Below are 22,818 nucleotides of genomic sequence, written 5' to 3'. Positions count from 1 at the left end.
GGGGATTTTTTTTACCTGAGACCTGGAGTGATAGTATGCCGTCATCACTGACTCGCTGGGCGAGTCGCTCTCTCTTGTAATACCAAATTATTTAGTTGCTTCAATCTTTGCCAACTTGACCTTGCAGGTGCGAATCAATAATTCGCACGCCTGGGGCATGGTCAATTCGCACTGCTGCTATAAGTGGAGATGTAGTCTTGGATATTAATACAATGATCGGCCTGATCGGCCAGAAAGAATCCATGGAGTTTTTGCGTTTAGGCGTTGTGTACGTTCATCTGTTGGCTTGCTGCGTAGCTATTGGCCTGGTGTTTGCCAGCGATGCGGCAATGGTGAAGGACTTGTTGAAAGGTCGCGTGTCGTCGGGGCACGATAATGAACATATGGCCAGTCTGCAGAAGTCTGTTGCCAATGCGTTGATATTCTTGTGGGTTACCGGAGCTGCGGTAATAGGCATTGATTACCTTGAAAAAGGCATGACCTATTTTGCCAATCCAAAACTTCAAGCCAAAGTTATTATTGTATTGTTGCTGACGTTCAACGGCATGTTGTTGCACCGCTATGTATTGCCTGCAATGTTGAAGGCTGGTTCGTTGCTTGATCTTCAAGTCAATGTACGTATGTTTGCCCTGTTCTCTGGCGCACTGTCAGGCGTGTCCTGGTTGTATGCCGCCATGCTCGGTGTCGGTCGACCGCTGGCCTGGAAGTATTCGCTCACCGAGTTGCTGATGGCCTATCCGGTGTTGATCGTACTCGGCTTTGCGATGATGGTGACGCTGACCCAGTGGGCGCGTAAACGCAACGCTGCAACGCAGGTTCAGGAATCTACCTGGATGTTTGCCGGAATTCCTGCGCTGCGTTGAACTGACGTGAATCCAGGAAAGGACGGTTGAAACCGTCTGAACCTTTCAAACATCAGACCCCTCCTTGTGAGGGGTTTTTTGTGGGTGCGGGCACCCGAAAGCCGAGCAACTGTTTGCCGGAGCATGGTCGGCCTGCTACATGGCAGCGGTGGGGCTGGCCGCCCAACAGATGAAATTGACACTGCCGACCGACATGGCCGTCGGCCTGACCTACACGCAATATATCTCCCTGGTTGCGCTGTGGGAGGAAGAGTTTGAGATCCAGTTCCGGAGGGCAATGCAGCTATCGGATGTTCTGCGGTGGTTGTACCGCGGGACTGAGTCTTGATCTGAATCCCCCCGATTTCGGCGTGATTTCCCCCCGCTAATGGGCACGATTCCCCGGCAAGACTCGCGTCTCCATCCGCTCGGGAATTTCAAACTCCGAGCAATGTTTGCGGGGCGTTCAGGTATGCCGACAAATTTTGTTACATCAATGGCAGGGTAATTGCTGAGCGAGGCTATCCCGTTCATGAAAGGTGTCGGGACGCCGTGGAGCTGCAAGTACCCCCATTGAACGATCGATGTAACCGTCGGGTTGCATCACGAGACACCCCTGGCGACTCAATGGAAGTGCTGCGGTCATCCTCTGCAACTGTCCAGGGGAAGTCGTTATGATCCACTCCAAGGTAGTGCCGCTGCGACGTCTGTTGTGCTTGCTGGTTTGCCTGTTGACGGCCACGCTGGTGGCGGCCGACGAGCCTCAGGGCAATGACAATCAAAGTAACGATAAGTGGGTGGAGCCGGCACGCTCCAGGCTCATGCATGTGATTGGCGGTATGCCGTTCTTTCCCCATCGGGCCAATACCACCGGCAACCTGGTCTTGAATGTGAAGGACTTCGACAATGCCCAGGTCTGTGGCGCCTGTCATACGGAGATCTACAGGCAGTGGCGCTCGTCGATGATGTCCCAGGCCTGGGATGAACCCATCTATCGGGCCTTGCTCAAGCGTGCGAGTGCGGCCACCGAGGGCAAGGTCGATAACTTCTGCACCGGCTGCCATACCCCGATCGGTCTCACGACCGGGCAGATCACTTCGCAAGTCAACCGCTCCTCGATTGAAGACAGTGCGAAGAACCATCCGATGCCCGGGGTCGATTGCGAGACCTGCCACAACATCAGTGCCCGCACGGGCCTCGATAACGGCGCCTATGTCCTGAGCCCGCGGGCCCACGGCAAACCGACCAAGTTCGGCCCGCGCAGGGATGCCGTTTCGCCCTATCACGACACCGTCTATTCCGCTCTGCACACCCGCTCGGACTTTTGCGGCACCTGCCACAACGTCACGCACCCCTTCAGCAGCGTGGCGGTGGAGCGCACCTATGATGAATGGCAGGAGAGCACCTACAGCCTGAACAATGTGACTTGCCAGAGCTGCCACATGCCGGGTTTTGCGGGCAAGGCCGCGATCATGGGGCCAGACCGCGAGGAGGTCGCTTCGCATTGGTTCAGCGGGGCCAACGCGATGATGCTCAAGCATCTCGGTCAGGAGGAGGGCGCGCAACGCGCACGCGACATGCTCGGGCGCGCCGGGGACATAAAGTTCGAGCAAGTGCCGGCAGCCATGACGCCCGGGCAATACACCTCGGTAGCGGTCAAAGTGACCAACGTCGGCGCCGGGCACAAGCTGCCGACCGGCTTTCCCGAGGGGCGGGAGATGTGGATCGATTTTCGGGTGCGCGATGCCAGTGGTCGCGAGATCTATCGCCTGGGTTCGATCAAGGACGGCAAGACCGAGGTCAACACGCGAAATTTCAAGGTGCACATTGGCGACAAGGACGGCAATCCGCTGGACGTCGAGGTCTGGAATGCCACGCAGATTCTCTCGGACAACCGCATTCTGCCCAAGGGCTACGATATCGGGGAGTTCTCCTTCCTGGTGCCGGCCGACGCCGTCGGGCCGCTGACCCTCACAGCCGATCTGAACTACTGGCCGTTCTCCCAGAAGCTGGCCGACTACCTGCTCGGCAAGGATCAAGTGCAGGTGGAAATCACCCGGATGGCCAACGTCACGCAGAGCGTACCCCTGTCGACCAGCCTGTCGGTTGTCGGGCCAGATACGGCGCACTTTTAGCGGTGCTGCGTCGACCTCCAGGCGGGTCTCTGGCATTTAAATCGAGACGCTTGTCCTGAGTAGCGTCAATGAATTGTATCGGAATGATATGTATTTGCTTAGAAGGGATGATCGTTATTAATTGCGCGATGATTCAGGCAAAGACTTCAAAAAACGCTGTTCATGATCAGGATCCGGTAACAGACAGGCGTCGTATTTTCCGAAGAGCCGATAACGATTAAGCGCAATGCGGTCGTATGTCCAATCTCGAAGTTTACGAGGGAAGATGCGCAGCAGAGACACGGGGCGCCAGCGTGGGGGAAGTTGGGCGATGACTTCGAAAAAAGCTTGCGAACGCTCCCAGTAGCGTCGGTCGCGGATCACCGCCATGGTGTGGAATTGATCCATGGGCAAACCTGCCCATGCGAGCAGAGCCTGCCCCTCGGGTGACTGAACCGCCGCCAACCGCAGGCGCCGCTGGCGGTCATGGCGAATCAAGAACCTCACCCAGCCATTGCACAGTTTGCAGACACCGTCGAACAAGACCACCGTCTCTCCTGGTTCGAGCAGGGGCGCGGGTGAGGGACGGATTTGCGAGACTGGCATTTGAGACTTGAGGCCGCACATTTCAGTTAACCGGGGGGCGCGCTACACAGATCAGCTTTTGGCGCGATCGGTTGCCTTGGCTTTGCTTTCAGCTACAGCGCCTTCAGTTTTCTGTTTCTGTGCTACCTGGTAGGTGTCCATCGAGACTTTGCGGGCCGACTCCATGCGTGCGAAGGTCTTATCACCACCACCTGTGGCCATCGCCAGAGAAGAGGCGGTCAGAGTGGCAACTACGAAGAGGGCTTTCATGGATTTCATTTGGGTATCCTCAAGTGAGATTTAGTTAATAGATAACAGCAGGATTTATTCGCAAAACTAGAACTTCCTGGTTCAATCTGGCTTCACCATCCAGCCAGGGCGGCGTTTCCTGGTGACCAGGTGCCTTGCTCCTTGCGCTCTTGCGCGTCTCTGCTTTTTGCCCAGGCAGTGAGCAGTACCATCGCCCCGAATCCACCGACGATGAGCACCGGATAGGCTGCCAGCAACTCCACCAGCGAATACTTCCAGGCCAGCGGACGACCGACACCCAACATGGCGGCATAGAACCACGACACGCCAGAGAGGGCGCCGGAGAACAACGCCAGCATGCGCAGGTTGAAGGAGAGATTCAGTAGCGAACCGGCTTTCTTCAGCGCCGGCAATACAGCGCTATGCAACAGGAAACCGTTAAAGGTCAACAGCACAACGATGCCGATCTTGGCTTGCAGTTTGGGATTGAGGAAATACTCCATCCCCTTGCCGGCATAGTCGATCCCTACAATGCCAATGCCCGTAATCCAAAGCGCTACAAGTGCAAGCGATACGGTTTTTTGAAGGCTTTCCATGTGCGCGTCATCGTGGTGACTTGAGGCATCGCCCTTCAGGAGTTGCTTGACCATTGCAATGTCACTGGTCAAGACCAGCCCGATTGCCACGCAGCAGGCGATAAGATGAAAATATACAACGCCCAAACGCACATATTCCACGGTGGACGAAGAGAACATACTAAGTTCCATGGTGACCTCTTGGCTTCAGTGAATCAGTAATGCTTTCGGCACGGCTTAGTTGGAGTTTGCCGTTGCTGGTTGCAATCAGGATTCAGCAATTATTATTAATTAATCTTGCGACATTACGCCGCCAAGATAACGGTGAGTTTCTCGAATGAACTTTTAGTCATTCGATAATGTCCATTTTCAGGTAACAAAAAACATCATTCGCACTGGGCGCAGTATGAGGTTTAACTTCCGCTTCTGGGGGTGGGCAGTCGAGGCCCGGAACTCTATTGGCGAGTGGATCAGGCAATACTGTCGGGGTTGGCCGGACTTGCGCCCCACTCGAGGAAACGGATCTTGTGAACCTCGCCCTTACTGTCCAGATAGACAACAGTCACCGGTACCACGCCGGTCTTGTCGGATGTATCGGTACGCTGCAGTACTTGTTTCACATCGATGTCCATTCCGTAGTGGTAATCGACGGCCGAGACATGCGCGCCGGGTTCTTGCAGGCCGTTCTGGTCGAAGACGCTTGGTGCGAGACTGGAAATCACGGCACTTACTACTGTGGCCATGCTCATTAGGCTGTACCTCTGCTGAAGTTCGCTTGACGGGGACCTAATGTGACATGTCTTGAAACTGAAGTTCACTTCACCGCGACGAACGCGCCCGCCTGAAAAGCCTGTAGTGGCTGCAAACTCCCGGGAATTCCCCGCGCTTGACGCCTCTTGACCATTCGTCCTTTAACCCCCGTATTTGTTGGGTAAAGTCCGTTTTTTCAGGAGGTCATGACATGTCATGACGGATTTTCACGCAAGATGAATCAGGGCTTTCATTTCGGTCGGCGTGAGTCCGAGGGATCGCGGCGCGAGCATTATCCAAGTCCATCCGGCACTGGAAAAACAAGGTAGCCGAACAGATTCTGGCCCAATTCGACACCCAATTGTCCTGGTCGACCTAGTGGGGCCCTTCGGGGCCCTTTTTGATTACGCAGGCGGCTTCGACAGGGGAGGCTTGAACCATCGGCGATTTGAAATGAACCAGGTCGCCTTCAGAAAATACAAATGAGAATACGTATCAAAACATAACGGCATGGTATACCATGCGCCGCGATTTGTTGGCATGTATGCCGTCCTGTTTGGCTATTTTCACAAGGTTTCCTAGATGCGTCGTACTTTGATGTCTATCTGCGTGCTTCAGGCGTTTTCCGCTTCCTCCTGGGCGGAGCAAGCCACTACCGATAAATCCAGTCTGGAGTTGCAAGCGACAGACATCATTGGCACCGCAGACTTTGAAACCGCCCTGGGGCCGGTTGACGGCTATCGCGCGACGCGCTCGGCCAGCGCCACGCGCACCGATACGTCGATCCACGAAACGCCACAGTCCATCACCGTGGTCACCAGGGATGTCGTCGAGGACATCAGTGCCACCCGCTTGCAGGACGCCCTCGATTACGCTGGCGGGGTGGGGCGGGCCAACAATTTCGGCGGCCAGGGCCTGACCACCTTTACCGTGCGCGGCTTTACCACCGGGGAGTTCTATCGCAACGGGTTCCCGATCAACCGTGGTTATCCGAACATGCCCGATGCCAACACCATCGAGCGACTGGAAGTACTGCGAGGGCCGGCGACCATGCTCTATGGCCGAGGCGATCCGGGCGGTACCTTCAACGTCATCTCCAAACAGCCCCTGGCCGTGCCCACTGTGACCCTGGGCAGCCAACTCGATGACCAGGGCATGAAGCGTGGCACGCTGGACGCCTCCGGTCCGTTGGACGAAGAGGGCCGCCTGGCCTATCGCCTGAACGTGGTGGGCGAGGGCGGTGATACCTTTCGCGATCATGTCGAAACCGAACGCTACGGCGTGACCCCGGTGCTGTCCTGGCAGGCCACCGACGACACCAAGGTAATTTTCGAAGGCGACTTCATGCGCAACAATCACCCGCTCGATCGCGGCGTGACGCGCTATCCGAATCAGATTGGCACCGCGTCCCGCGATACTTTTTTCGGCGAAAAAGACGTCGGCAAATTGCACAACGACAACAACATGGCGCAGCTGCGGTTTGAGCATTTGTTGAGCGATAACTGGACGTTGGGCGGCGGATTCCAATGGCTCGACGGCACCCTCGAGGGGAATGCGGTCGAAGCCAACGGTGTGGCCGCGGACGGGCGCACCCTGGGCCGTAACTTCAACTACCGCAAGCTGGAGTGGACGGACAAGGACACCCAACTCAACCTCACCGGACATTTCACCGCAGGTGGTTTCGATCACACCCTGCTGACCGGTGTCGAGTACGAGGATTACGACTACAAGTCGATCATCCAGCGCTCCAGCGGCGCGGTGAGTGCCTACCCGATCGATATCTTCAACCCGGTGTATGGCCAACCGCGTCCAGCCCTGACCCGAACCCCGACCAACGACAAGGAAAATCTCAAGACCTACGCGGCATTCGTCCAGGATCAGGTGGCCTTGACCGAACGTTTGAAAGTATTGGCCGGGGCCCGTTTCGAGCGCTTCGAGCATGATTACCAAACCTTCGTGCCCGGCGGCAGAAGCTGGGAGGCCAGCGACAATGCGGTGACCCCGCGCGTTGGCGTGACCTATGACCTCACCGACACCGTGGCGATCTATGCCGATACGGCTCGCTCGTTCAAGCCCAATACCGGCGCCAGTCGCCAAGGCGGTGGTTTCGAACCGGAAAAGGGCAAGTCCTATGAACTGGGTATCAAGTGGGAAGCGCTGGATAGTCAATTGAGTGTCGACGCGGCGATCTACCAGATCGAAAAGCGCAACGTTCTCACCACCGATCCGGTGGACTCGACGTTCAGTGTGGCGGCAGGCGAGGTGCGCAGCCGTGGTTTCGACCTGAACATCGCCGGCAACCTGACCCCGCAATGGCGGGTGATTGGCGGCTACGCCTATGTCGATGCCGAAGTGACCAAGGACAACGTCATCAAGTCCGGCACCCGGCTGATGAACATTCCGCAGAACAGCTTCAGCCTGCTCAATGTCTACGAGTTCCAGGATGGCGCACTCAAGGGGCTGGGGCTTGGCACCGGGCTCAAGTACGTCGATGAGCGTGCAGGGCAGACGGCCAACACGGCGTTTTCGATGGGCAGCTACACCGTGGTCGACCTGCTGAGCTATTACAAAGTGAACGACAGGGTCAGGCTCAACCTGGATGTGAAGAACCTGACGAACGAAGATTATGAGGAGGGCGCATTCGGCAACGTCTACGCCTATCCAGGGGCACCGAGAACGGTGCAGGTCGGTGTTTCCTATACGTTGTAAAGGTGAAGTCAACTTGACCGCGACGAACGCGCCGGCCTGAAAAGTCCGTAGTGGCTACAAACCCCAGGCAATTTCCCGCGCTTCACGCCTATCGACCATTCGTCCTTCCCCCTTCGTATTTGTTGGTCAAAGTCCGTCATGACATGTCATGACGGACTGTCGCTCAAGGCGACAATCGTTTCGTCACCTTCAGACTTCGTTAAGAAATACCTTTGATACTTCTCCCCAATAGATCCGGGGAGATGTTTTTCAATGTCCGATTTCAACTGGAACCTTCAGTTGCCGCTGCACTTTGGCCTGACCGAAGCACAGCAGATGTATCTGGTCAGGGCCTTGCCGGACGCCCCCCAACGGGGCGCCTTCGAAGCCTTTATCCAGCAACGTTTTCGTAAGGCCCACGGTGCCGATATCCGCCATTTCATGCCGGAGCTGTTTGGCATGAGCGATGCGTCCGGCGCGCTTTGTGCGGTGGTCGGGGTACGTCTGGCGAGCACCGGGCCGCTGTTCCTGGAAGGTTATCTGGACGAGCCGATCGATCCGCTGATCAGTGCCGCGGCCGACCACACCGTAAGCCGCTCGGACATCGTCGAGGTAGGCAACCTGGCTGCCAGCGACACCGGCAGCGCACGGATGAGCATCATCGCGATGACCTACCTGCTCGCCATGGGGGGGTTGGAATGGGTCGCTTTCACCGGAAACCTGGGGCTGGTCAACAGCTTTCATCGCCTTGGCTTGAAGCCCGTGACCCTGTGTGCTGCCGACCCGGCGCGCCTGGGCGAGGACCGCCATGCCTGGGGCAGTTACTACGAAAGCAAACCCTGGGTTCATTTCGGCAATATCCGCTCCGGTTTCATTCATTTGCGCAACACTGGCCTGTTCAGTCGCCTGGGCTTGCCGACCTCCATTGAAGGGGACTGCCATGTCGCCTGAAATGGAGCATTTCAAACAGGCCCTGCGTCATCATGCCGAGCAAAAAACCAATGCCATTGCCTTGTGGGGCGATCATCTGAAGCTGGACTACGCCACGCTGTATGCCGAGGTCATTTATCGCCAGCAGCGCCTGCGCGATGAGCAGGTCAGGGTGGTCGCCCTGGCGCTGGACAATGGCGTCGAAGCCATGCTGTGGGACCTGGCCGCGTTGTTCGAGGGATTGACCTGCGTGGCCTTGCCGCCTTTTTTCAGTCCGGCGCAACGCAAGCATTGCCTGGAGCAGAGCCAGGCCGAACATGTCATTGCCGAACCGCAATTGCACGACGAGCTGCAAGCGGCTGGGTATCAGAAGGACGGCGAGTTCTGGCTCCGTACCTTCAATGGCCCGAACCGAATGCCTGAAGGCACCGCCAAGTTGACCTTCACCTCGGGTACCACAGGCACGCCCAAGGGCGTGTGCTTGAGTGCCGACAGCATTCTGCGGGTCGCTCGCGAGCTGCACCTGGCCAGCCAGCCCACCGACCCGCAACACCACCTGGCGTTGCTGCCGCTGGCCATTTTGCTGGAAAACATCGGTTGTTACGCCGCACTGTATGCCGGCGCTACCCTGAGCCTGCCCAGCCAGAAAGCACTGGGGATTCAAGGCGCCAGCGGTGCGGATGTGACCCAGCTGTTGGGGTGCCTGGCCAGCCGTTCGCCCCAGAGCCTGATTCTGGTGCCGCAGTTGTTGCTGATGCTGGTCAGTGCGGCCGAGCAGCAGGCTTTCGACCCACAGCATCTGCGTTTTACCGCCGTGGGCGGTGCCCGGGTCAGCGAAGATCTCCTGCATCGCGCCCAACGCGTGCGCATACCCGTCTATGAAGGTTACGGGCTGTCCGAGTGCGCGTCGGTAGTGTGCCTCAATCGCCCGCAGGCACAGCGCCCCGGCAGTGTTGGACGGCCATTGCCCCATGTGCAGATTCGCCTGGCGCACGACGGTGAAGTGCTGATCAAGGGTTCAACCTTGCTGGGCTATCTGGGAGAGCCGCCGCATACCGCCCAGTGGTGGCCCAGCGGCGATCTCGGCGAGTTCGACGCCGAAGGTTTTCTCTATCTCAAGGGACGCAAGAAACATCAGTTCGTCACCAGTTTCGGTCGCAACGTCAACCCCGAGTGGGTGGAAGCCGAATTGACCCAGCGTGGGCCCATCGCCCAAGCCTTCGTCTATGGCGAGGCCATGCCTCACAACCATGCGCTGCTCTGGCCCCATCGCCCGGACTGCACCGACGAACAACTGGCCGCCGCCGTAGCCCAGGCCAACGAGGCTTTGCCCGAGTACGCCCACATCCATCACTGGAGCCGGCTAGACCAACCCTTCACTGCCACCAACGGCTTGCTCACCGCCAATGGCCGGCCCCGCCGTGACGCCATCATCGAACGCTACCGGGGGCATTTGGCCGAATCTGCATTTTCCGAGGAATCCGCACCATGAGTTTTTTTGACAGGCTGCAACAAGCCACCGAGCAAGAACGCAATGAACTGTTCAACCTGCCGATCATCCGTGATGCGCTGCAGGGCGACGTCAGTCTGGAAAGTTACCGGGCGTTTCTGGCACAGGCCTATTACCACGTGCGCCATACCGTGCCATTGATGATGGCCTGCGGTGCGCGCCTGCCATTGCGCCTGGAATGGTTGCGCAAAGCGGTATGTGAATACATCGAGGACGAATACGGCCATGAACAATGGGTACTCGATGACATTCAAGCCTGTGGCGGCGACAGGGACGCTGTACGCGACGGGCGCCCGTCATTGCCGATCGAGTTGATGGTCAGTTTCCTCTACGACCTGATCGCCAGGGACAATCCGGTGGGATTGTTCGGCATGGTCAACGTGCTCGAAGGCACGAGCATCGCCTTGGCCACCCACGCCGCCGGCAGTATTCGCCAACGCCTGGACTTGCCGGAAAGCGCTTTCAGCTACCTCAGTTCCCACGGCTCGCTGGATATCGAACATATGCAGACCTACCGTCGACTGATGAACAGCCTTGAAGACCCGGGCGACCAGGCCGCCGTCATTCACGCCTCCAAAGTGGTGTACCGGCTCTACACCGATATGTTTCGTGGCTTGCCGCGTAACGGGGAGAGCCTGCATGCGCCTGTCTGAAGCTCGCGTCGTGTTGACCGGTGCCAGCGGCGGCATCGGCCTGGCCATCGCCACCGCACTGTGCGCCAGTGGTGCCCGGGTGCTGGCGGTTGCTCGGCATCGGGAACCCTTGGTGCCGCTGCTTGAGCTTTATCCCAGTAACCTGAGTTGGGTCCGCGCGGACCTGACGCTGCTCACCGACCGCCGAGAGGTATTGGCGCGGGCGCAGGGCATCGGCGGCATCAACCTGCTGATCAATGCCGCCGGGGTCAACCATTTCGCCATGCTCGAACAACTGGACGACAGTGAAATCAATTCGATGCTCGCGGTGAACATTGGCGCGCCGATGTGCCTGACAAAACTGATGTTGCCACTGCTCAAGCAAGCCGACAGTGCCATGGTGGTGAACGTCGGTTCGACCTATGGCTCCATTGGCTACCCCGGCTACGCCAGCTACTGCGCCACCAAGTTTGCCCTGCGCGGGTTCTCCGAAGCCTTGCGTCGAGAGTTGGCAGACACCCGGGTCAGTGTGCTTTACGTCGCCCCGCGAGCGACCCGTACCAGCATGAACAGCCCGCAGGCCCAGGCGCTGAACGATGCGCTCAAAGCCAATGTCGACGATCCGCAAACCGTGGCGGCCGCGGTGATTCATGCCATTGCCGGTGAACGTCGCGACTTGTACCTGGGCTGGCCCGAGCGTTTTTTTGTACGCCTGAACAGCCTCCTGCCCCATCTGGTGGACCGTGGTTTGCGCAAACAATTGCCGCTGATCCGCCGCCTGAGCCAGAAACCCGACCAGGAGAATCCCGAACCATGAAAAAGATCATCGCTTGCCTGCTGCTTGGCGCCTTGAGCCAGAGTGTCTGGGCGCTGGATGCTGCCGACCAGCAGCGTCTCAACAGTATCCAGCAAAGCTGGGCGCACATTCAGTACGAGTTACCCGAGGGGCAACGAACCGCGGCTTTCGAAAAACTGGCCGCCCAGGCTTCGAGCTTCAAGCAGGAACGCCAAACGGTGGCCGAGGCCTGGATCTGGTCCGGCATTGTCACCAGTAGCTGGGCGGGCGCCCAGGGGGGACTGGGTGCGCTGGGCAAGGTCAAGGATGCCAAGGCCGACCTGGAAAAAGCCCTGGCCCTGGACCCCAAGGCCCTGCAAGGCTCAGCCTATACCAGCCTGGGGGCGCTCTATGACCGCGTACCCGGTTGGCCCATCGGTTTCGGCGACGCTGACAAGGCCGAGCAGTTGCTCAAGCTGGCATTGCAAATGAACCCCAACGGCATCGACAGCCTGTACTTCTGGGGCGATCACCTCTACCGTCAGAAGCGTTATGTCGAAGCCAGGGCTGCGCTGCAAAAAGCCTTGCTGGCTGCGCCTCGACCTGGCCGCGAGAGCGCTGATGCCGGGCGCCGCAAGGAGATCGAAACGCTGTTGGTGGACGTGAACAAGAAACTTGGCTGACAGGAGACCCTGTGCGTTTATTACTCATAGAGGATGACGTGGCACTCGGCGAGGGCATTCATCAGGCCCTCGGCCGTGAAGGTTATACCGTCGACTGGTTGCAGGACGGCAACAGCGCCTTGCACTCGTTGCTCAGTGAAATCTTCGATCTGGCGGTGCTCGACCTTGGCCTGCCTCGCATGGACGGTCTCGAAGTGCTCAGGCGCTTGCGCGACAGCGGTTCCAACCTGCCGGTGTTGATCCTGACCGCGCGCGATGCCACCGAAGACCGCATCGCGGGCCTGGATGCTGGCGCCGATGACTACCTGATCAAGCCTTTCGACCTGGCAGAACTGAAGGCGCGCATACGTGCGTTGCTTCGGCGCAGCGCCGGGCGTGGACAATCGCTGATCGAGCACGCCGGTATCAGCCTGAACCCCGGCACCCAGCAAGTGAGCTACAAAGGCGAGCCGGTGGCCCTGACACCCAAGGAGTACCAGTTGCTCCACGAGTTGCTCTCGCCACCGGGCCGGGTAATGACTCGCGACCATCTGATGCAGTTGTTGTACGGTTGGAACGAAGAGGCCGAAAGCAACACCCTGGAAGTGCACATCCATCACCTGCGCAAGAAGTTCTCCACCGATCTGATCCGCACCGTCCGTGGTATCGGGTACCTGGTGGAGGAGCGTCGATGAGTTCGATCCGGCGTCGCACCCTGGTCCTGATCATCGGTCTGATGCTCGCCGGCCTGGGCGTGATCAGTGTGTTCAATCTGCACGACAGCAATCACGAAATCGCCGAAGTCTATGATGCCCATCTGGCCCAGAACGCTCGCCTGCTGCAAGGGGTCATGCGCATGCCCATGGTGAGCAAGGACCATGCGGACCTGTACAAGGCTTTCAACCAGGCCCTGAACGAGGCGACGCCCAGGGCCGAAGGGCATCCGTATGAAACGAAGATTGCGTTTCAGGTATGGAACGCCAGGAACGAAGTGCTGGTACATACGGCCAGCTCTCCGTCCTTCAGCACACCGCCGGTCACACCAGGCTTCAGCGATGTAGTCGATCTGAACAATCGGCTTTGGCGCGCCTTCCTGCTTGAAGACAAGCAGAACAACCTGCGCATCTGGGTGGGTGAACGGGACGACGTGCGAATGGACCTGGTGGACCGGATCGTACGCCACACGCTGTGGCCCAATATCCTGGGGAGTCTGTTGCTGGCCGCCATGATCTGGCTGGCCATCGGCTGGGGATTGAAGCCGCTGGTCAACATGGCTGCAACGCTGCGGGCCCGCAAGCCCGGCTCGCTCGAACCCCTGCAATTGACGCCGCTACCCACTGAGCTTGAGCCCATGCAGGCGGCCCTCAATCGCATGCTCGCGCAAATTCAGGAAGTCATGGGGCGCGAGCGACGCTTTATCGCCGATGCCGCCCACGAAATGCGTACACCCCTGGCCGTGCTCAGGATCCACGCGCAAAACCTGATGGAAGCGGGGAGTGAAGAGGATCGTCGCGCATCGCTGGAATTCCTGATTGCCGGTGTGGACCGTACCAGTCGACTGGTCAATCAATTGCTGACGATGGCTCGTATTGAGCCTGGAGCAGGGACTGAACCGCCTGCATCTATTGATCTGGCCAGCACCGTTCGCGACAGCCTGGTCCAGTTGACGCCCTGGTTGCTGAGCAAGGGGCTGGAACTGGTTTTTGAAGTCAGCGACGACATCATCCTTGCCAGAGTCGACCCGGCCGCGATCGATATTGCCTTGAACAACCTGGTGACCAATGCGGCGAATTTCTCCCCTCGGCATGGCGTGATCACTGTAAGGCTGGTCGAGAAGGAAACCCGCTACGAACTGTCTGTCGAGGATGAGGGCCCGGGCATCAACGAGCAGGATCGCGATCGGCTTTTCGAGCGTTTCTACAGCCGCGGAAATGATCAGGGTGCAGGGTTGGGGCTGACCATCGTCAAGGCCATTGCCGATCGCTTTGGTGGGCAGGTCAAACTGGAGAACCGCCCCCCTGGAGGGTTACGCGCGACGCTGGAAATCCGTCGCTTTTGACGTTGTTCCTGGTTTTGCCTGGTGCAACGTCCAGGGGAGCGATTGTTGGTCGGATGAAAACATACGACTGGTGACCGGCGTGCCCCCGGGTTCCCTGCTATTAATCAATGAATGTTCGAGTGCTTATCCGTTCGGGAGCCGCGTCATGAGTCCATCCATTCGCATCGGCATAGTCGACGATCATCCGATGTTACGTGAGGGCGTTGCCAATACGTTGAGAAAACGGGCGGATCTTCAGGTCGTGGAGCAGGGTGCCAATGCGCAGGATGCCAGGGATATCGCCCAGAGGGTGCGCCCGGACGTGATGCTGATGGACGTCAATATGCCGGGGGATGTGTTCGCCGCGGTGCGCTTCATTTCCACTGAACTGCCGGATGTGAAGGTGCTGATGCTGACGGTTTCGGAGTCTGAAGATGACGCCTTTCTGGCACTGGATGCTGGCGCGCGCGGGTATGTGTTGAAGGGTGTCAGCGGACCGGACCTGATCCTGGCGATCAGGTCGGTTGCCAAGGGTGAGACCTATATCACCCCCGAGTTTGCCAACAAACTGCTGAGTAACAGCAAGAAGCACGAGGCGCAAACGCCCAACTTTGATTTGACCCACCGCGAGGAGGAGGTCATTCGAGAAGTTTCAAAGGGTCTGACCAACAGGGAAGTCGCGACAAGGCTGTCGATCAGCGAAAAAACCGTCAAGCACCACATGGGCTGCGTGATGCACAAGCTGCACGCCCGAAATCGTGTCGAAGCGGTCACGGCTCTACGGCGTTATTGGGAGCGTGAAGCTGTCGGGCGCCTTCACAACGGTGAAGGGAAAACCCCAATGGATGCCCACAGCAGCTCTGACTAGAGCTTGAACTGTGCATTGACCGACGTACCCGAGGCGCTGGAGTCGATGCTGAACAACCCGCCCAGGGATTCAACGCGATAACGCAAACCGGCGAGCCCCAATCGGGTTCTGCCGGATGTCTCGAGCAGCATGGCGTCCTGCGCCATGCCCGGACCACCGTCCCTGACGCTGATGTTCAATACCTCATCAACGTATTGCGCACGGATGACCTGGCCTTCGCCGTTGGCATGACGGAAAGCGTTGTTGAGGGTTTCTTGCACAAAACGGTACAAGCAGAGTTTGAGCGGCAGTGGCGCGGCCTCCGGTAGCCGCCCCATGATTAATGTGACCCGGGTGCCAGTGCGTTGCTCGTGCCGTTGCGCCACCAGTTGCAACTCTTCCTCCAGGCTCAGGTCGTTGATTTCCGGAAGCGCCAGGCCTCGTGATAAATCGCGGACCTCGCTCAATGCGTCGGTGGCGGCGCCACGAATGGTTTCCAGCGACTCCTGATCGACAGCGGAGCAGTTTTCGGCCAGGTCGTCGAGACGGATCAGAATCAAGGTCAACAACTGCGCCGGCCCATCGTGCAGGTCTGCACCAATGCGCCGCAAGGTGAGTTCGTTGATCCGGGAAAACTCCTGGGTAGCCGTCGCCATCTTGTGCTGGAGTTCGGCATTGCTGAGATGCAGGCGGGTTTGCTCCTGCAACCGCATGCGCAGTGCCACTTGCTGTCGCAGGATAATCTTGTCACTGCGTCGCACGATGAAGAAGAGCAGCGTCAGCATCGCCAGTGTCGCGGTGCCTACGTCCACCCACACCTGCTGCCGGACGCGATTGATCTCGCGCTTGAGGCTATCGGCCTTTTCATAAAACTCGCCCACCGCAATGATATCTCCGGTGCGTGAGTCGCGAAGGGGCGCGTAGATCTCATAGAGCGGCATGTTGAGTTTGCGCTCGAACTCGTTCTCATCCTCCTCCTTCAGGTCTTTGAGGTCGGTAACCACATTGCCCTTGAGGGCCTCGGTGATTTCATCGAGTGGGAATTTGCGGTCAGTGATGGCTTTGTTCGTGCCGTAGATCACCGTGCCATCTGCTCGCCAGATCTTGATCGAAACAATGTGCTGTTTGAGCGAACGACTTTCCGCGAGGCGATCGAGGGACTGGACGCTGGCAGCCGAGAGGGCGTTGTCCCGGCTCATTTCCTGCACATAGGGCTCCAGAAACGTATCCATGTACTGAGCGGCAGCTTCTGCTGCGCTGTGCACGGCGGCGTTTTCTATCCGTTCGCTCACCAGATTACCGACGAAGAACATGGTCAGCCCCAGGATCACTGCAGCGACAATGACAAACTGGGTCGAGCGACTGAGTTCGCGCGCCTGGCCCCCGAAGCGAGTGCGCCTGATGCCATTGCCAGCCACTTCGCAAACAGGGGCTGGTTCGCCCGGGGCCTCAGTCTCCTGCGCGGTAAACGCCTGGTTTTTTGATTCGGCTCTTGCATCTTTTTCCATCGGCCTGATTCCGTGATCATCGTGATATGTCGGTTGGAAACCCTGCAATTCGATGGATATCTGGAGATTGGCTGTGGGCGCCATGCCCATGACTGACAGTAGTTCACTGTATAGCGATCCGACGCCCGCCCTGTGCAATTTCAGGCAAGGCGTTATGCCGTGCGTCAGTTCAAGCCGGCCGCACCGCCAGGATTTGTTCGATCAGCCACGCCAGCACCGGCTCATGTTGGCGTTGCGCCAGATACACTCATCGGGGTGGAACGAGCCGACGTCGAGCGGCAACTCGAACACCTGCAGCGGCAACAGCTGCGCGAACCGAATGGCTAACCGGGGAAGCCGTTTTCGCATTTTGATGGCTACGCCGTGCGGCGGTAACCGAGAGACTCCGGTTACCGCCGCGCTGCATTCACTGTCTATGTTCAGGCTTGCGCGGCGCTGACCTTGCCAGTGATCGTGGCATTCTTGCGGACCGCTTGATACAGCAGGCTGGACACCATGAACCCGACAATGGCCAATACGCTCATCAACGAGAACACGTAGTTGTAGCCTTGTTGACCCGGGAAGTGGTCAAGGATGGCGCCATAGATGACGTAGGCAAACATGCCGGGTGCATAGCCGATCAGGCAACCGATCCCGAAGGCTGAGCCGGTGATGTGCTGGGGAATGCCGACTTCACCCATGGGGGCCCAGAACACGCCGCGCATGGAAAACACAATCAGCGCGAAGGAGAGGGTGGCCGCCATGCCTGCGTAGATGTAATCCGGGCTTTTCGGGATGAGCATGATGACGCCCATCAGCGGCAACAACGCCAGGAACGCCCACTTCAGATAGCGGCTGGAACTCTTGAACTGTTTGTCGGCGATGAAGCCACCGGCAGGGCCGCCCAGGATCTTGAGGAAGTACTGGTTGATGATGCCGTAGGCGCCCACCAGGGCCACGGGCAGTTCGTACATTTCCTTGAGGTAGGGAATGAAATAAGTCAGGCCGCAGTACACGATGTAGACCATGAACACATTGAGGCTGACCAGCCAGATGCCCGGCACCTTGATGGCCTCGAGCAGGTTCGACAACCCGTTCTTCGGCTTGACGGTCGACTGGGTTTTGCCGCTCTTGAGCAACAGCCAGGTCAGGGTGCCGGCAAGAATGTCGATGACCGAGTAGAAGAGGATCGCCGATTTCAGACCGTTTTCACCGGAGCCCATGGCGACGAAGACGCCCAGCGCAGAGAAGGCGACCAGGGTATCGATGACGCCACGCCCGCCTTCGAGCAGGCCGAACAGGCGCCCCTGTTCCTTATCGTCGCCCAGGTTGCGGATGGCTTTGAGCAGCGAAGGCCAAAAGAGGCAGTCGGCACACACGGCCAGCAGGCAGAACACCACCAACAGATTGCTGAAGGGCGGAAAGGTCGCCAGGTAGAGCCCGAGGCCGCCGGTACCGATCAGGCCCAGGGGGATCAGCTTGCGCGTGTCGTAGCGGTCGGCGAGCATGCCGCCCACCACGAACAGCGCCGTGGCGATGATGGCGTTGGCACTCAGCAGCACGCCGATTTCAGTGTGGGACAGCCCCATGAATTCTTGCATGGGGATGTAGAAGGCGTCTTTGAGATTCGCCAGCTTGTAGATGGTGCCACCACCGAGGATGAGAATCAGGAATCTGAGCCATTTGGCCTTGTCTTGGGATGTCATTATTGTTCTCCAGGCTTGATTGGGTAGGCAGTGCCGATGGGCACGTCAGGTTCAGGCGTCAGGGCATTGGGCCAGGGTCAACTCGGCCAGGGTGCGGAACTCGGCCAGCAGGCCTCGTACGTAGGCCACCTGGTTGTTTGCCCAACGGTGCTCATCGGCCAGCATTCGCTCCAGCGAGAAGCCTTCCGGCAGCGCTGTTTCACTCATTTCCCGGTACGCAATGAACGGGTCGGCGGCTTCGTCGAGCTGGCGGAACGCCGGGGCGACGTAGTGGTTTTCCTGCTCGAGAATGAAGGCGATCACCTGTGGGGTTGATTCGCCGAGCATCAGCAATTCGAACAGCATGCGTGCGCTGGGCAGATCGTCTTCGTCACTGCCTTGCAGCACGCCGTAATGCCCGAAGCCGTTTTGCTCAGGCACGATGCGCACACCCTTGAGGTGGGTCTGGCGTATGTGCGGGGCCAGGGCGCGCAGTGCCGCCAGGGGCTGTTCGCAGGCATTGATCATGTTGCCGAAGTCGAACAGGGCGTGCAGGCGAGGGTGGTTCAAGCGGCTAAGCAGTTGTGCGATCTCGCCGCTCTTGAGTTCTTCATGTTGCTCGAAGTCGAAGAACAGATCGTGCTCGTCTGCCTGTTGCGCGAGGTAGTGCAGGTCTGACTCGATCACGTCCATGACCCGGGACAGCGCCCCTTCGTAGCGTGAGTAGACACGGATATTGCGGGTGCCCAGCGCCCTGGCAATGGCGATCACTTGATCGACATCTTTTTTCAGGGTGCTGCTGATTTCCAGATGCACGTCCAGCCCGAGTGCATTGGCCTTGGCAGCGAACGCCTGAAGCTGCTCGGCGGTCATTTGACTGAGGCTGTTTTCCTCACCGTCAAGCAAGTGCAGGCTCAGGCCCTGCAATTCATGGCGATAGGCAAAATCCAGCAGGTCGCCTGGGGTGACACGGCCGTGGGTCAGGTTGGTCAGCAAGGGATAGGCATGGGCAAACAGGCGCAGTTGCGCCAGTCGGTCGAGCAACTGGCGGGCCAGCGCCTCGTTCAGTAGGGGGGGAGCCTCGGCCTCGACAGCCTTATGGCTGAGCAAGGCGTTGAATCGTTCCTGGATCTTATTGTTCATTCGAGTCGTTCCTGGTTCAGACACCGGGTCTACCGGCGCAGCCTTTATCGCGCCAGTCAGGAACTCTCGATAGATCCATTATCAGTTAATTCATAAGGCCACTTGCCTTGGGTCAAGTGGCCGGTTGCAGGTAGCCCATTTTGTCCAGGGCCTGGGCCAGCGCTTCGACGCGCGCTTGAGCCTGGTCCTCGGGGGTGCTGGCAAAGCCGATCAGCAGCGCCGGCGGCAAGACGTGTTCGACGCAGTAGTCGCTCAGGGGATAGGTATGAATGCCATGCTCGCCAAGTTCCCTGGCCAGGGCATCGTCATCGAGATGCGCGGGTAACCAGGCGATCAGGTGCATGCCGGCTTCCACTGGCGTGATCCTGAAGAAAGTCCCCAGGCGTTTGTGCAGGTGTTCCACCAGTGCCTGCTGGCGAGCCTGGTACAGGGCGCGCATTCGACGAATATGGCCGAGAAAGTGGCCTTCGCGCATGAAGTCCGCGGTGACGGCCTGGAGCAGGGTGGGCGGGCTGCGATCCATGACCGCCCGCAGGGTGCAGAAGGGTTCGATCAAGGCGTTCGGCAGTATCACGTAACCCAGTCGTAGCGAGGGGAAGAGCACTTTGCTGAAGGTCCCGGCGTAGATGACCCGGGCCCATTGGTCCATGGCATAGAGTGCCGGCAGGGGGCGGCCGTTGTAGCGAAACTCGCTGTCGCAGTCGTCCTCGATGATCCAGCTTTGATTCTGGGCGGCCCAGTCGATGAGTTCCTGGCGCCGCCCATAACTCATGGTGATGCCCAAGGGATGCTGGCGAGAAGGTGTGGTAAACACCAGGCGAGCGTCAGGACACACAGCCAGGCCTTGCCGGACATCGATCCCCTGTTCGTCGATACGCAACGGCACGACCCGGCCACCCTGGGCCTGGAGCGCAATGCGCGCCGCGATATGCCCCGGATCCTCCATCCAGAAGCTGTCCTGCGGGTTGAGCAACAGCATGCCCAGCAGGTTGAAGGCTTGCTGGGCGCCGGACACGATGACCACTTGATCGGCAGTGCAATCAATGCCACGGGCATCGAAGACGTACTCGGCAATCGCCTCGCGCAGGGCCAGCAATCCCTGCAATTCTCCATAACCGAGCATGGCCTTGGTCGGCTTGTGCAGGTGGCGGTTCAACAGGCGCTTCCAGACCGATTGCGGGAACGCATCGTAGGCGCTGTGACTGGGCAGGAACGAGGTCGGGCTGCCGGTCGCCCAGTCGGCATAGGAAACACCGCGAAAATGATCGCTGCGCAACGACAGCATGGACTGGCTCAGGTCGGACAGGCGAGGGGGCTGGCGCTTGTGCTCATCGTCGTCGATACCGCGGCTCTCCCATTCATGCCCCACATAGGTCCCGGCCCCGGTCCGCGACGTCAGGAAGCCTTCGGCAATCAGTTGATCGAACGCATTGAGAATGCTGATTCGCGACAGCTGCAGTTCCTTGCTCAGGGTCCGGGTGGAGGGCAGGCGCACGCCGCCCTGAATCCTGCCGCTGAGAATCTGTTTGCGAATCTGCAAGTAGAGTTGGCGGTACAAGGGGATGGAGCTGGCACGGTCCAGTTCGATACCTGACAACAGCAAACCTGCGGAGGATTTCATTTTTGGTTCGTCTGGATGAGTGTGGTTTGGCCTGAACTGCCGTCAGGTTCCCGGGTGCGAAAGGGTATCGAGGGGGGCTGGATATGTCATCCACCACAGCGTCACAATAATATGGCTGCCGAGTACGGCATTGCACTAACCGATCTTGTCATGGTCCATACACCCCGCATCGATAACTTGATCAAGGACCGCGAAAGCATGATCGCCTCCACATAATCAGCAACGCCCTCCAACCGGTTCCGTGAATCGGGCCTCGCCGCACGTTTATCCCTCAATTCCTTTCGAAGATTTAACCCATGTACCTACGCAAAATTGCAGTTGGGCTGTCGGCCCTTGTTTTGCTCTCGACCGGGGCGCAAGCCCGCAGTCTGCTGGACATCCTCAAGCCACCTGCCGCACAACATGAACAAACGTCCCGCTCGGGCTCGATCAGCCAGAACGCGGCCCTGGACCTCTATTCAAGCAAACAGAAACAGGCATCGTTTGACGGCTGCGCCGAGCTGTTCCCGGCAGCGAAACCGATCAACACGGCGACAGTGCCATCCTCCATGAAACCCCTGGCGCTGTGCTCCGACAACTTCGCGGTGCTGTACTCGCAAACCAGCAAGACCCCACTGGTGGTGGTCGAGCGTCTGAATGCGGCCCAGTTGCAGGATGCCAAAGGGGAGGAGCGTACCAACCAGTTCTACCCGGACCCACGCATTCCCAAGAGTGGGCGCGCCGAGTTGAGCGACTACCGCAGCCAGAAGCCGGCCGTGGACCGAGGCCATCAATCCCCGGCAGCCGATGCCCCGAGCCCCAAGGCAATGGCCCAATCCTTTGCGCTGTCGAACATGGTGCCGCAAGACCCGACCAATAACCGCAAGATCTGGAGCAAGGTCGAGTCTGACGTCCGCAAGTTTGCCAAGCGCGCCGATGGCAACGTGTTTGTCTTTACCGGCCCGCTCTTTGACCCGGGCCACTCGACCATCGGCGACAACCAGGTCTGGGTGCCGACCCGCCTGTTCAAACTGGTGTACGACGCATCGTCCAAACGTGCCTGGGCCTACGTGCTGCCTAACGCAGAAACCCGAATCGAGAAGCCGATGGACTATGAGACGTTCGTGAAGAGTACCGGGCTCAAGCTGCTCGGGAACCTGCCCGTGACAGGTTCCGCCGGGCGCACCTGATGGCTGGATGAGCAGCACCCCAAAGGTTGGAGGCAACCGATGGGGTGTTGCATTGACCGATAAAATTTCGGCAAGGGGTAACAAATTGTAAAAATGGACTATACCCAATAGGGCAATCGCTCCGGACCCGGGACATGATGCCCCTGAAGGTACTCGTCCCAGGAACTTCAACGTCAAGTAGACCGAGAGATTCTGGATATGAACGCTTTGAAAATCGCTGCCAGCGATGCGGTCCGGGATTGTTTTCGTAATACCCGTGAAGTCGTCCGGTTCGACCAGACAGACTTTACCGATGTCGCCGTCGCCGTACTCTGCATTGATGACCTGGCCGCCGGAGTGCTGGATGCCATCAAGCGCACCGGCTTCGATATCCCGATCTTCCTGGTGGCCTCTCAGGGCCGCAGCAATCGCTCCCTGGCGATCTACAAGCAACTGCGGGATGTCATCTTGCAGGTCAATGGCGTCTTCGACCTATCCAGCAATAATGCCGAGTACCACGGCAACCAACTGGAAACT

At 58.7% G+C, this 22,818-nt stretch carries 21 protein-coding genes and 1 pseudogene; 14 read left to right on the top strand and 8 right to left on the bottom strand.

What is annotated here, in order from left to right; translation table 11 throughout:
- Positions 1-212: 212 nt before the first annotated feature.
- The 3 genes and pseudogenes from ACM6IT_RS16400 to ACM6IT_RS16390 all read left to right on the top strand — a co-directional run bounded on the left by ACM6IT_RS16400 (position 213) and on the right by ACM6IT_RS16390 (position 2,977).
- Entirely contained in the window at positions 213-863 is a 651-nt protein-coding gene (locus tag ACM6IT_RS16400) for a hypothetical protein (RefSeq protein ID WP_223541201.1), read from the top strand.
- Positions 864-954: 91 nt separating this feature from the next.
- Positions 955-1,071: pseudogene (locus tag ACM6IT_RS16395) on the top strand (peroxiredoxin); the annotation flags it as partial.
- A gap of 445 nt (positions 1,072-1,516) precedes the next feature.
- Positions 1,517-2,977 (top strand): multiheme c-type cytochrome, encoded by a 1,461-nt coding sequence (locus ACM6IT_RS16390; protein WP_056725000.1) that lies wholly within the window; start codon positions 1,517-1,519, stop codon positions 2,975-2,977.
- Between the two features lie 117 nt (positions 2,978-3,094).
- On the opposite strand, the gene ACM6IT_RS16385 is transcribed toward ACM6IT_RS16390, so the two are convergent.
- The 4 genes from ACM6IT_RS16385 to ACM6IT_RS16370 all read right to left on the bottom strand — a co-directional run bounded on the left by ACM6IT_RS16385 (position 3,095) and on the right by ACM6IT_RS16370 (position 5,114).
- On the bottom strand, positions 3,095-3,562 hold the full coding sequence (locus ACM6IT_RS16385; RefSeq protein WP_414918346.1) for a thiol-disulfide oxidoreductase DCC family protein: 468 nt from the start codon (positions 3,560-3,562) through the stop codon (positions 3,095-3,097).
- A gap of 51 nt (positions 3,563-3,613) precedes the next feature.
- The gene (locus tag ACM6IT_RS16380; protein WP_056724998.1) at positions 3,614-3,820 is read right to left on the bottom strand and encodes a co-regulatory protein PtrA N-terminal domain-containing protein; all 207 of its coding nucleotides are present in this window, start codon (positions 3,818-3,820) and stop codon (positions 3,614-3,616) included.
- Between the two features lie 83 nt (positions 3,821-3,903).
- Entirely contained in the window at positions 3,904-4,557 is a 654-nt protein-coding gene (locus tag ACM6IT_RS16375; RefSeq protein ID WP_056724996.1) for a hypothetical protein, read from the bottom strand.
- Positions 4,558-4,835: 278 nt separating this feature from the next.
- Positions 4,836-5,114, bottom strand: coding sequence for a DUF2790 domain-containing protein (locus ACM6IT_RS16370; RefSeq protein WP_056724994.1), 279 nt, complete (start codon positions 5,112-5,114; stop codon positions 4,836-4,838).
- Positions 5,115-5,697: 583 nt separating this feature from the next.
- Between ACM6IT_RS16370 and ACM6IT_RS16365 the strand changes: the two genes are divergently transcribed.
- The 9 genes from ACM6IT_RS16365 to ACM6IT_RS16325 all read left to right on the top strand — a co-directional run bounded on the left by ACM6IT_RS16365 (position 5,698) and on the right by ACM6IT_RS16325 (position 15,218).
- Complete coding sequence (locus tag ACM6IT_RS16365) at positions 5,698-7,824, top strand: TonB-dependent siderophore receptor (RefSeq protein WP_409079226.1); 2,127 nt, start codon at positions 5,698-5,700, stop codon at positions 7,822-7,824.
- Positions 7,825-8,076: 252 nt separating this feature from the next.
- Complete coding sequence (locus ACM6IT_RS16360) at positions 8,077-8,754, top strand: thermostable hemolysin (protein ID WP_223541169.1); 678 nt, start codon at positions 8,077-8,079, stop codon at positions 8,752-8,754.
- Positions 8,744-10,225 carry an AMP-binding protein gene (locus ACM6IT_RS16355; RefSeq protein ID WP_414918345.1) on the top strand — a complete coding sequence of 494 codons (1,482 nt, stop codon included), beginning with the start codon at positions 8,744-8,746 and terminating at the stop codon, positions 10,223-10,225. Before ACM6IT_RS16360 ends, ACM6IT_RS16355 begins: the two co-directional genes overlap by 11 nt.
- A complete protein-coding gene (locus ACM6IT_RS16350) occupies positions 10,222-10,896 on the top strand; it encodes a TenA family transcriptional regulator (protein WP_414915034.1) in 675 nt (224 codons plus the stop codon). The genes ACM6IT_RS16355 and ACM6IT_RS16350 overlap by 4 nt, the downstream gene beginning before the upstream one ends.
- Positions 10,883-11,692 (top strand): SDR family oxidoreductase, encoded by an 810-nt coding sequence (locus tag ACM6IT_RS16345; RefSeq protein ID WP_414918344.1) that lies wholly within the window; start codon positions 10,883-10,885, stop codon positions 11,690-11,692. The genes ACM6IT_RS16350 and ACM6IT_RS16345 overlap by 14 nt, the downstream gene beginning before the upstream one ends.
- Positions 11,689-12,333, top strand: a complete 645-nt coding sequence (locus ACM6IT_RS16340; protein ID WP_056724963.1) for a tetratricopeptide repeat protein — start codon at positions 11,689-11,691, stop codon at positions 12,331-12,333. Before ACM6IT_RS16345 ends, ACM6IT_RS16340 begins: the two co-directional genes overlap by 4 nt.
- Before the next feature lie 11 nt (positions 12,334-12,344).
- Positions 12,345-13,007, top strand: coding sequence for a response regulator (locus tag ACM6IT_RS16335; RefSeq protein ID WP_056724962.1), 663 nt, complete (start codon positions 12,345-12,347; stop codon positions 13,005-13,007).
- Positions 13,004-14,371 (top strand): ATP-binding protein, encoded by a 1,368-nt coding sequence (locus ACM6IT_RS16330; protein ID WP_414918343.1) that lies wholly within the window; start codon positions 13,004-13,006, stop codon positions 14,369-14,371. The genes ACM6IT_RS16335 and ACM6IT_RS16330 overlap by 4 nt, the downstream gene beginning before the upstream one ends.
- Before the next feature lie 145 nt (positions 14,372-14,516).
- On the top strand, positions 14,517-15,218 hold the full coding sequence (locus ACM6IT_RS16325; RefSeq protein ID WP_414915032.1) for a response regulator: 702 nt from the start codon (positions 14,517-14,519) through the stop codon (positions 15,216-15,218).
- Here ACM6IT_RS16325 and ACM6IT_RS16320 read toward each other — a convergent pair.
- The 4 genes from ACM6IT_RS16320 to ACM6IT_RS16305 form a co-directional block, all read right to left on the bottom strand.
- On the bottom strand, positions 15,215-16,705 hold the full coding sequence (locus tag ACM6IT_RS16320) for a sensor histidine kinase (RefSeq protein ID WP_414918342.1): 1,491 nt from the start codon (positions 16,703-16,705) through the stop codon (positions 15,215-15,217). The genes ACM6IT_RS16325 and ACM6IT_RS16320 overlap by 4 nt on opposite strands.
- A 419-nt stretch (positions 16,706-17,124) precedes the next feature.
- Positions 17,125-18,390, bottom strand: coding sequence for an MFS transporter (locus ACM6IT_RS16315; protein WP_056724954.1), 1,266 nt, complete (start codon positions 18,388-18,390; stop codon positions 17,125-17,127).
- 51 nt (positions 18,391-18,441) lie between these two features.
- Positions 18,442-19,512, bottom strand: a complete 1,071-nt coding sequence (locus tag ACM6IT_RS16310) for a sugar phosphate isomerase/epimerase family protein (RefSeq protein ID WP_414915029.1) — start codon at positions 19,510-19,512, stop codon at positions 18,442-18,444.
- A 112-nt stretch (positions 19,513-19,624) separates the two neighbouring features.
- Positions 19,625-21,133, bottom strand: a complete 1,509-nt coding sequence (locus ACM6IT_RS16305; RefSeq protein ID WP_414915028.1) for a PLP-dependent aminotransferase family protein — start codon at positions 21,131-21,133, stop codon at positions 19,625-19,627.
- Between the two features lie 296 nt (positions 21,134-21,429).
- Here ACM6IT_RS16305 and ACM6IT_RS16300 point away from each other — a divergent pair, with 296 nt between their 5' ends.
- Positions 21,430-22,302: a DNA/RNA non-specific endonuclease gene (locus ACM6IT_RS16300; protein WP_414915027.1), complete on the top strand. Its 873-nt coding sequence runs from the start codon at positions 21,430-21,432 to the stop codon at positions 22,300-22,302.
- A 198-nt stretch (positions 22,303-22,500) separates the two neighbouring features.
- On the top strand, positions 22,501-22,818 hold a 318-nt coding region (locus ACM6IT_RS16295), incomplete at its 3' end, for an Orn/Lys/Arg decarboxylase N-terminal domain-containing protein (protein ID WP_414918341.1).

The sequence above is a fragment of the Pseudomonas sp. IT-P4 genome (genome assembly GCF_949767755.1).
GTDB lineage: Bacteria > Pseudomonadota > Gammaproteobacteria > Pseudomonadales > Pseudomonadaceae > Aquipseudomonas > Aquipseudomonas monachiensis.
The sequence above is the reverse complement of the archived record's forward strand: the minus strand, read 5'-3'. Positions and strand labels throughout refer to the sequence as shown.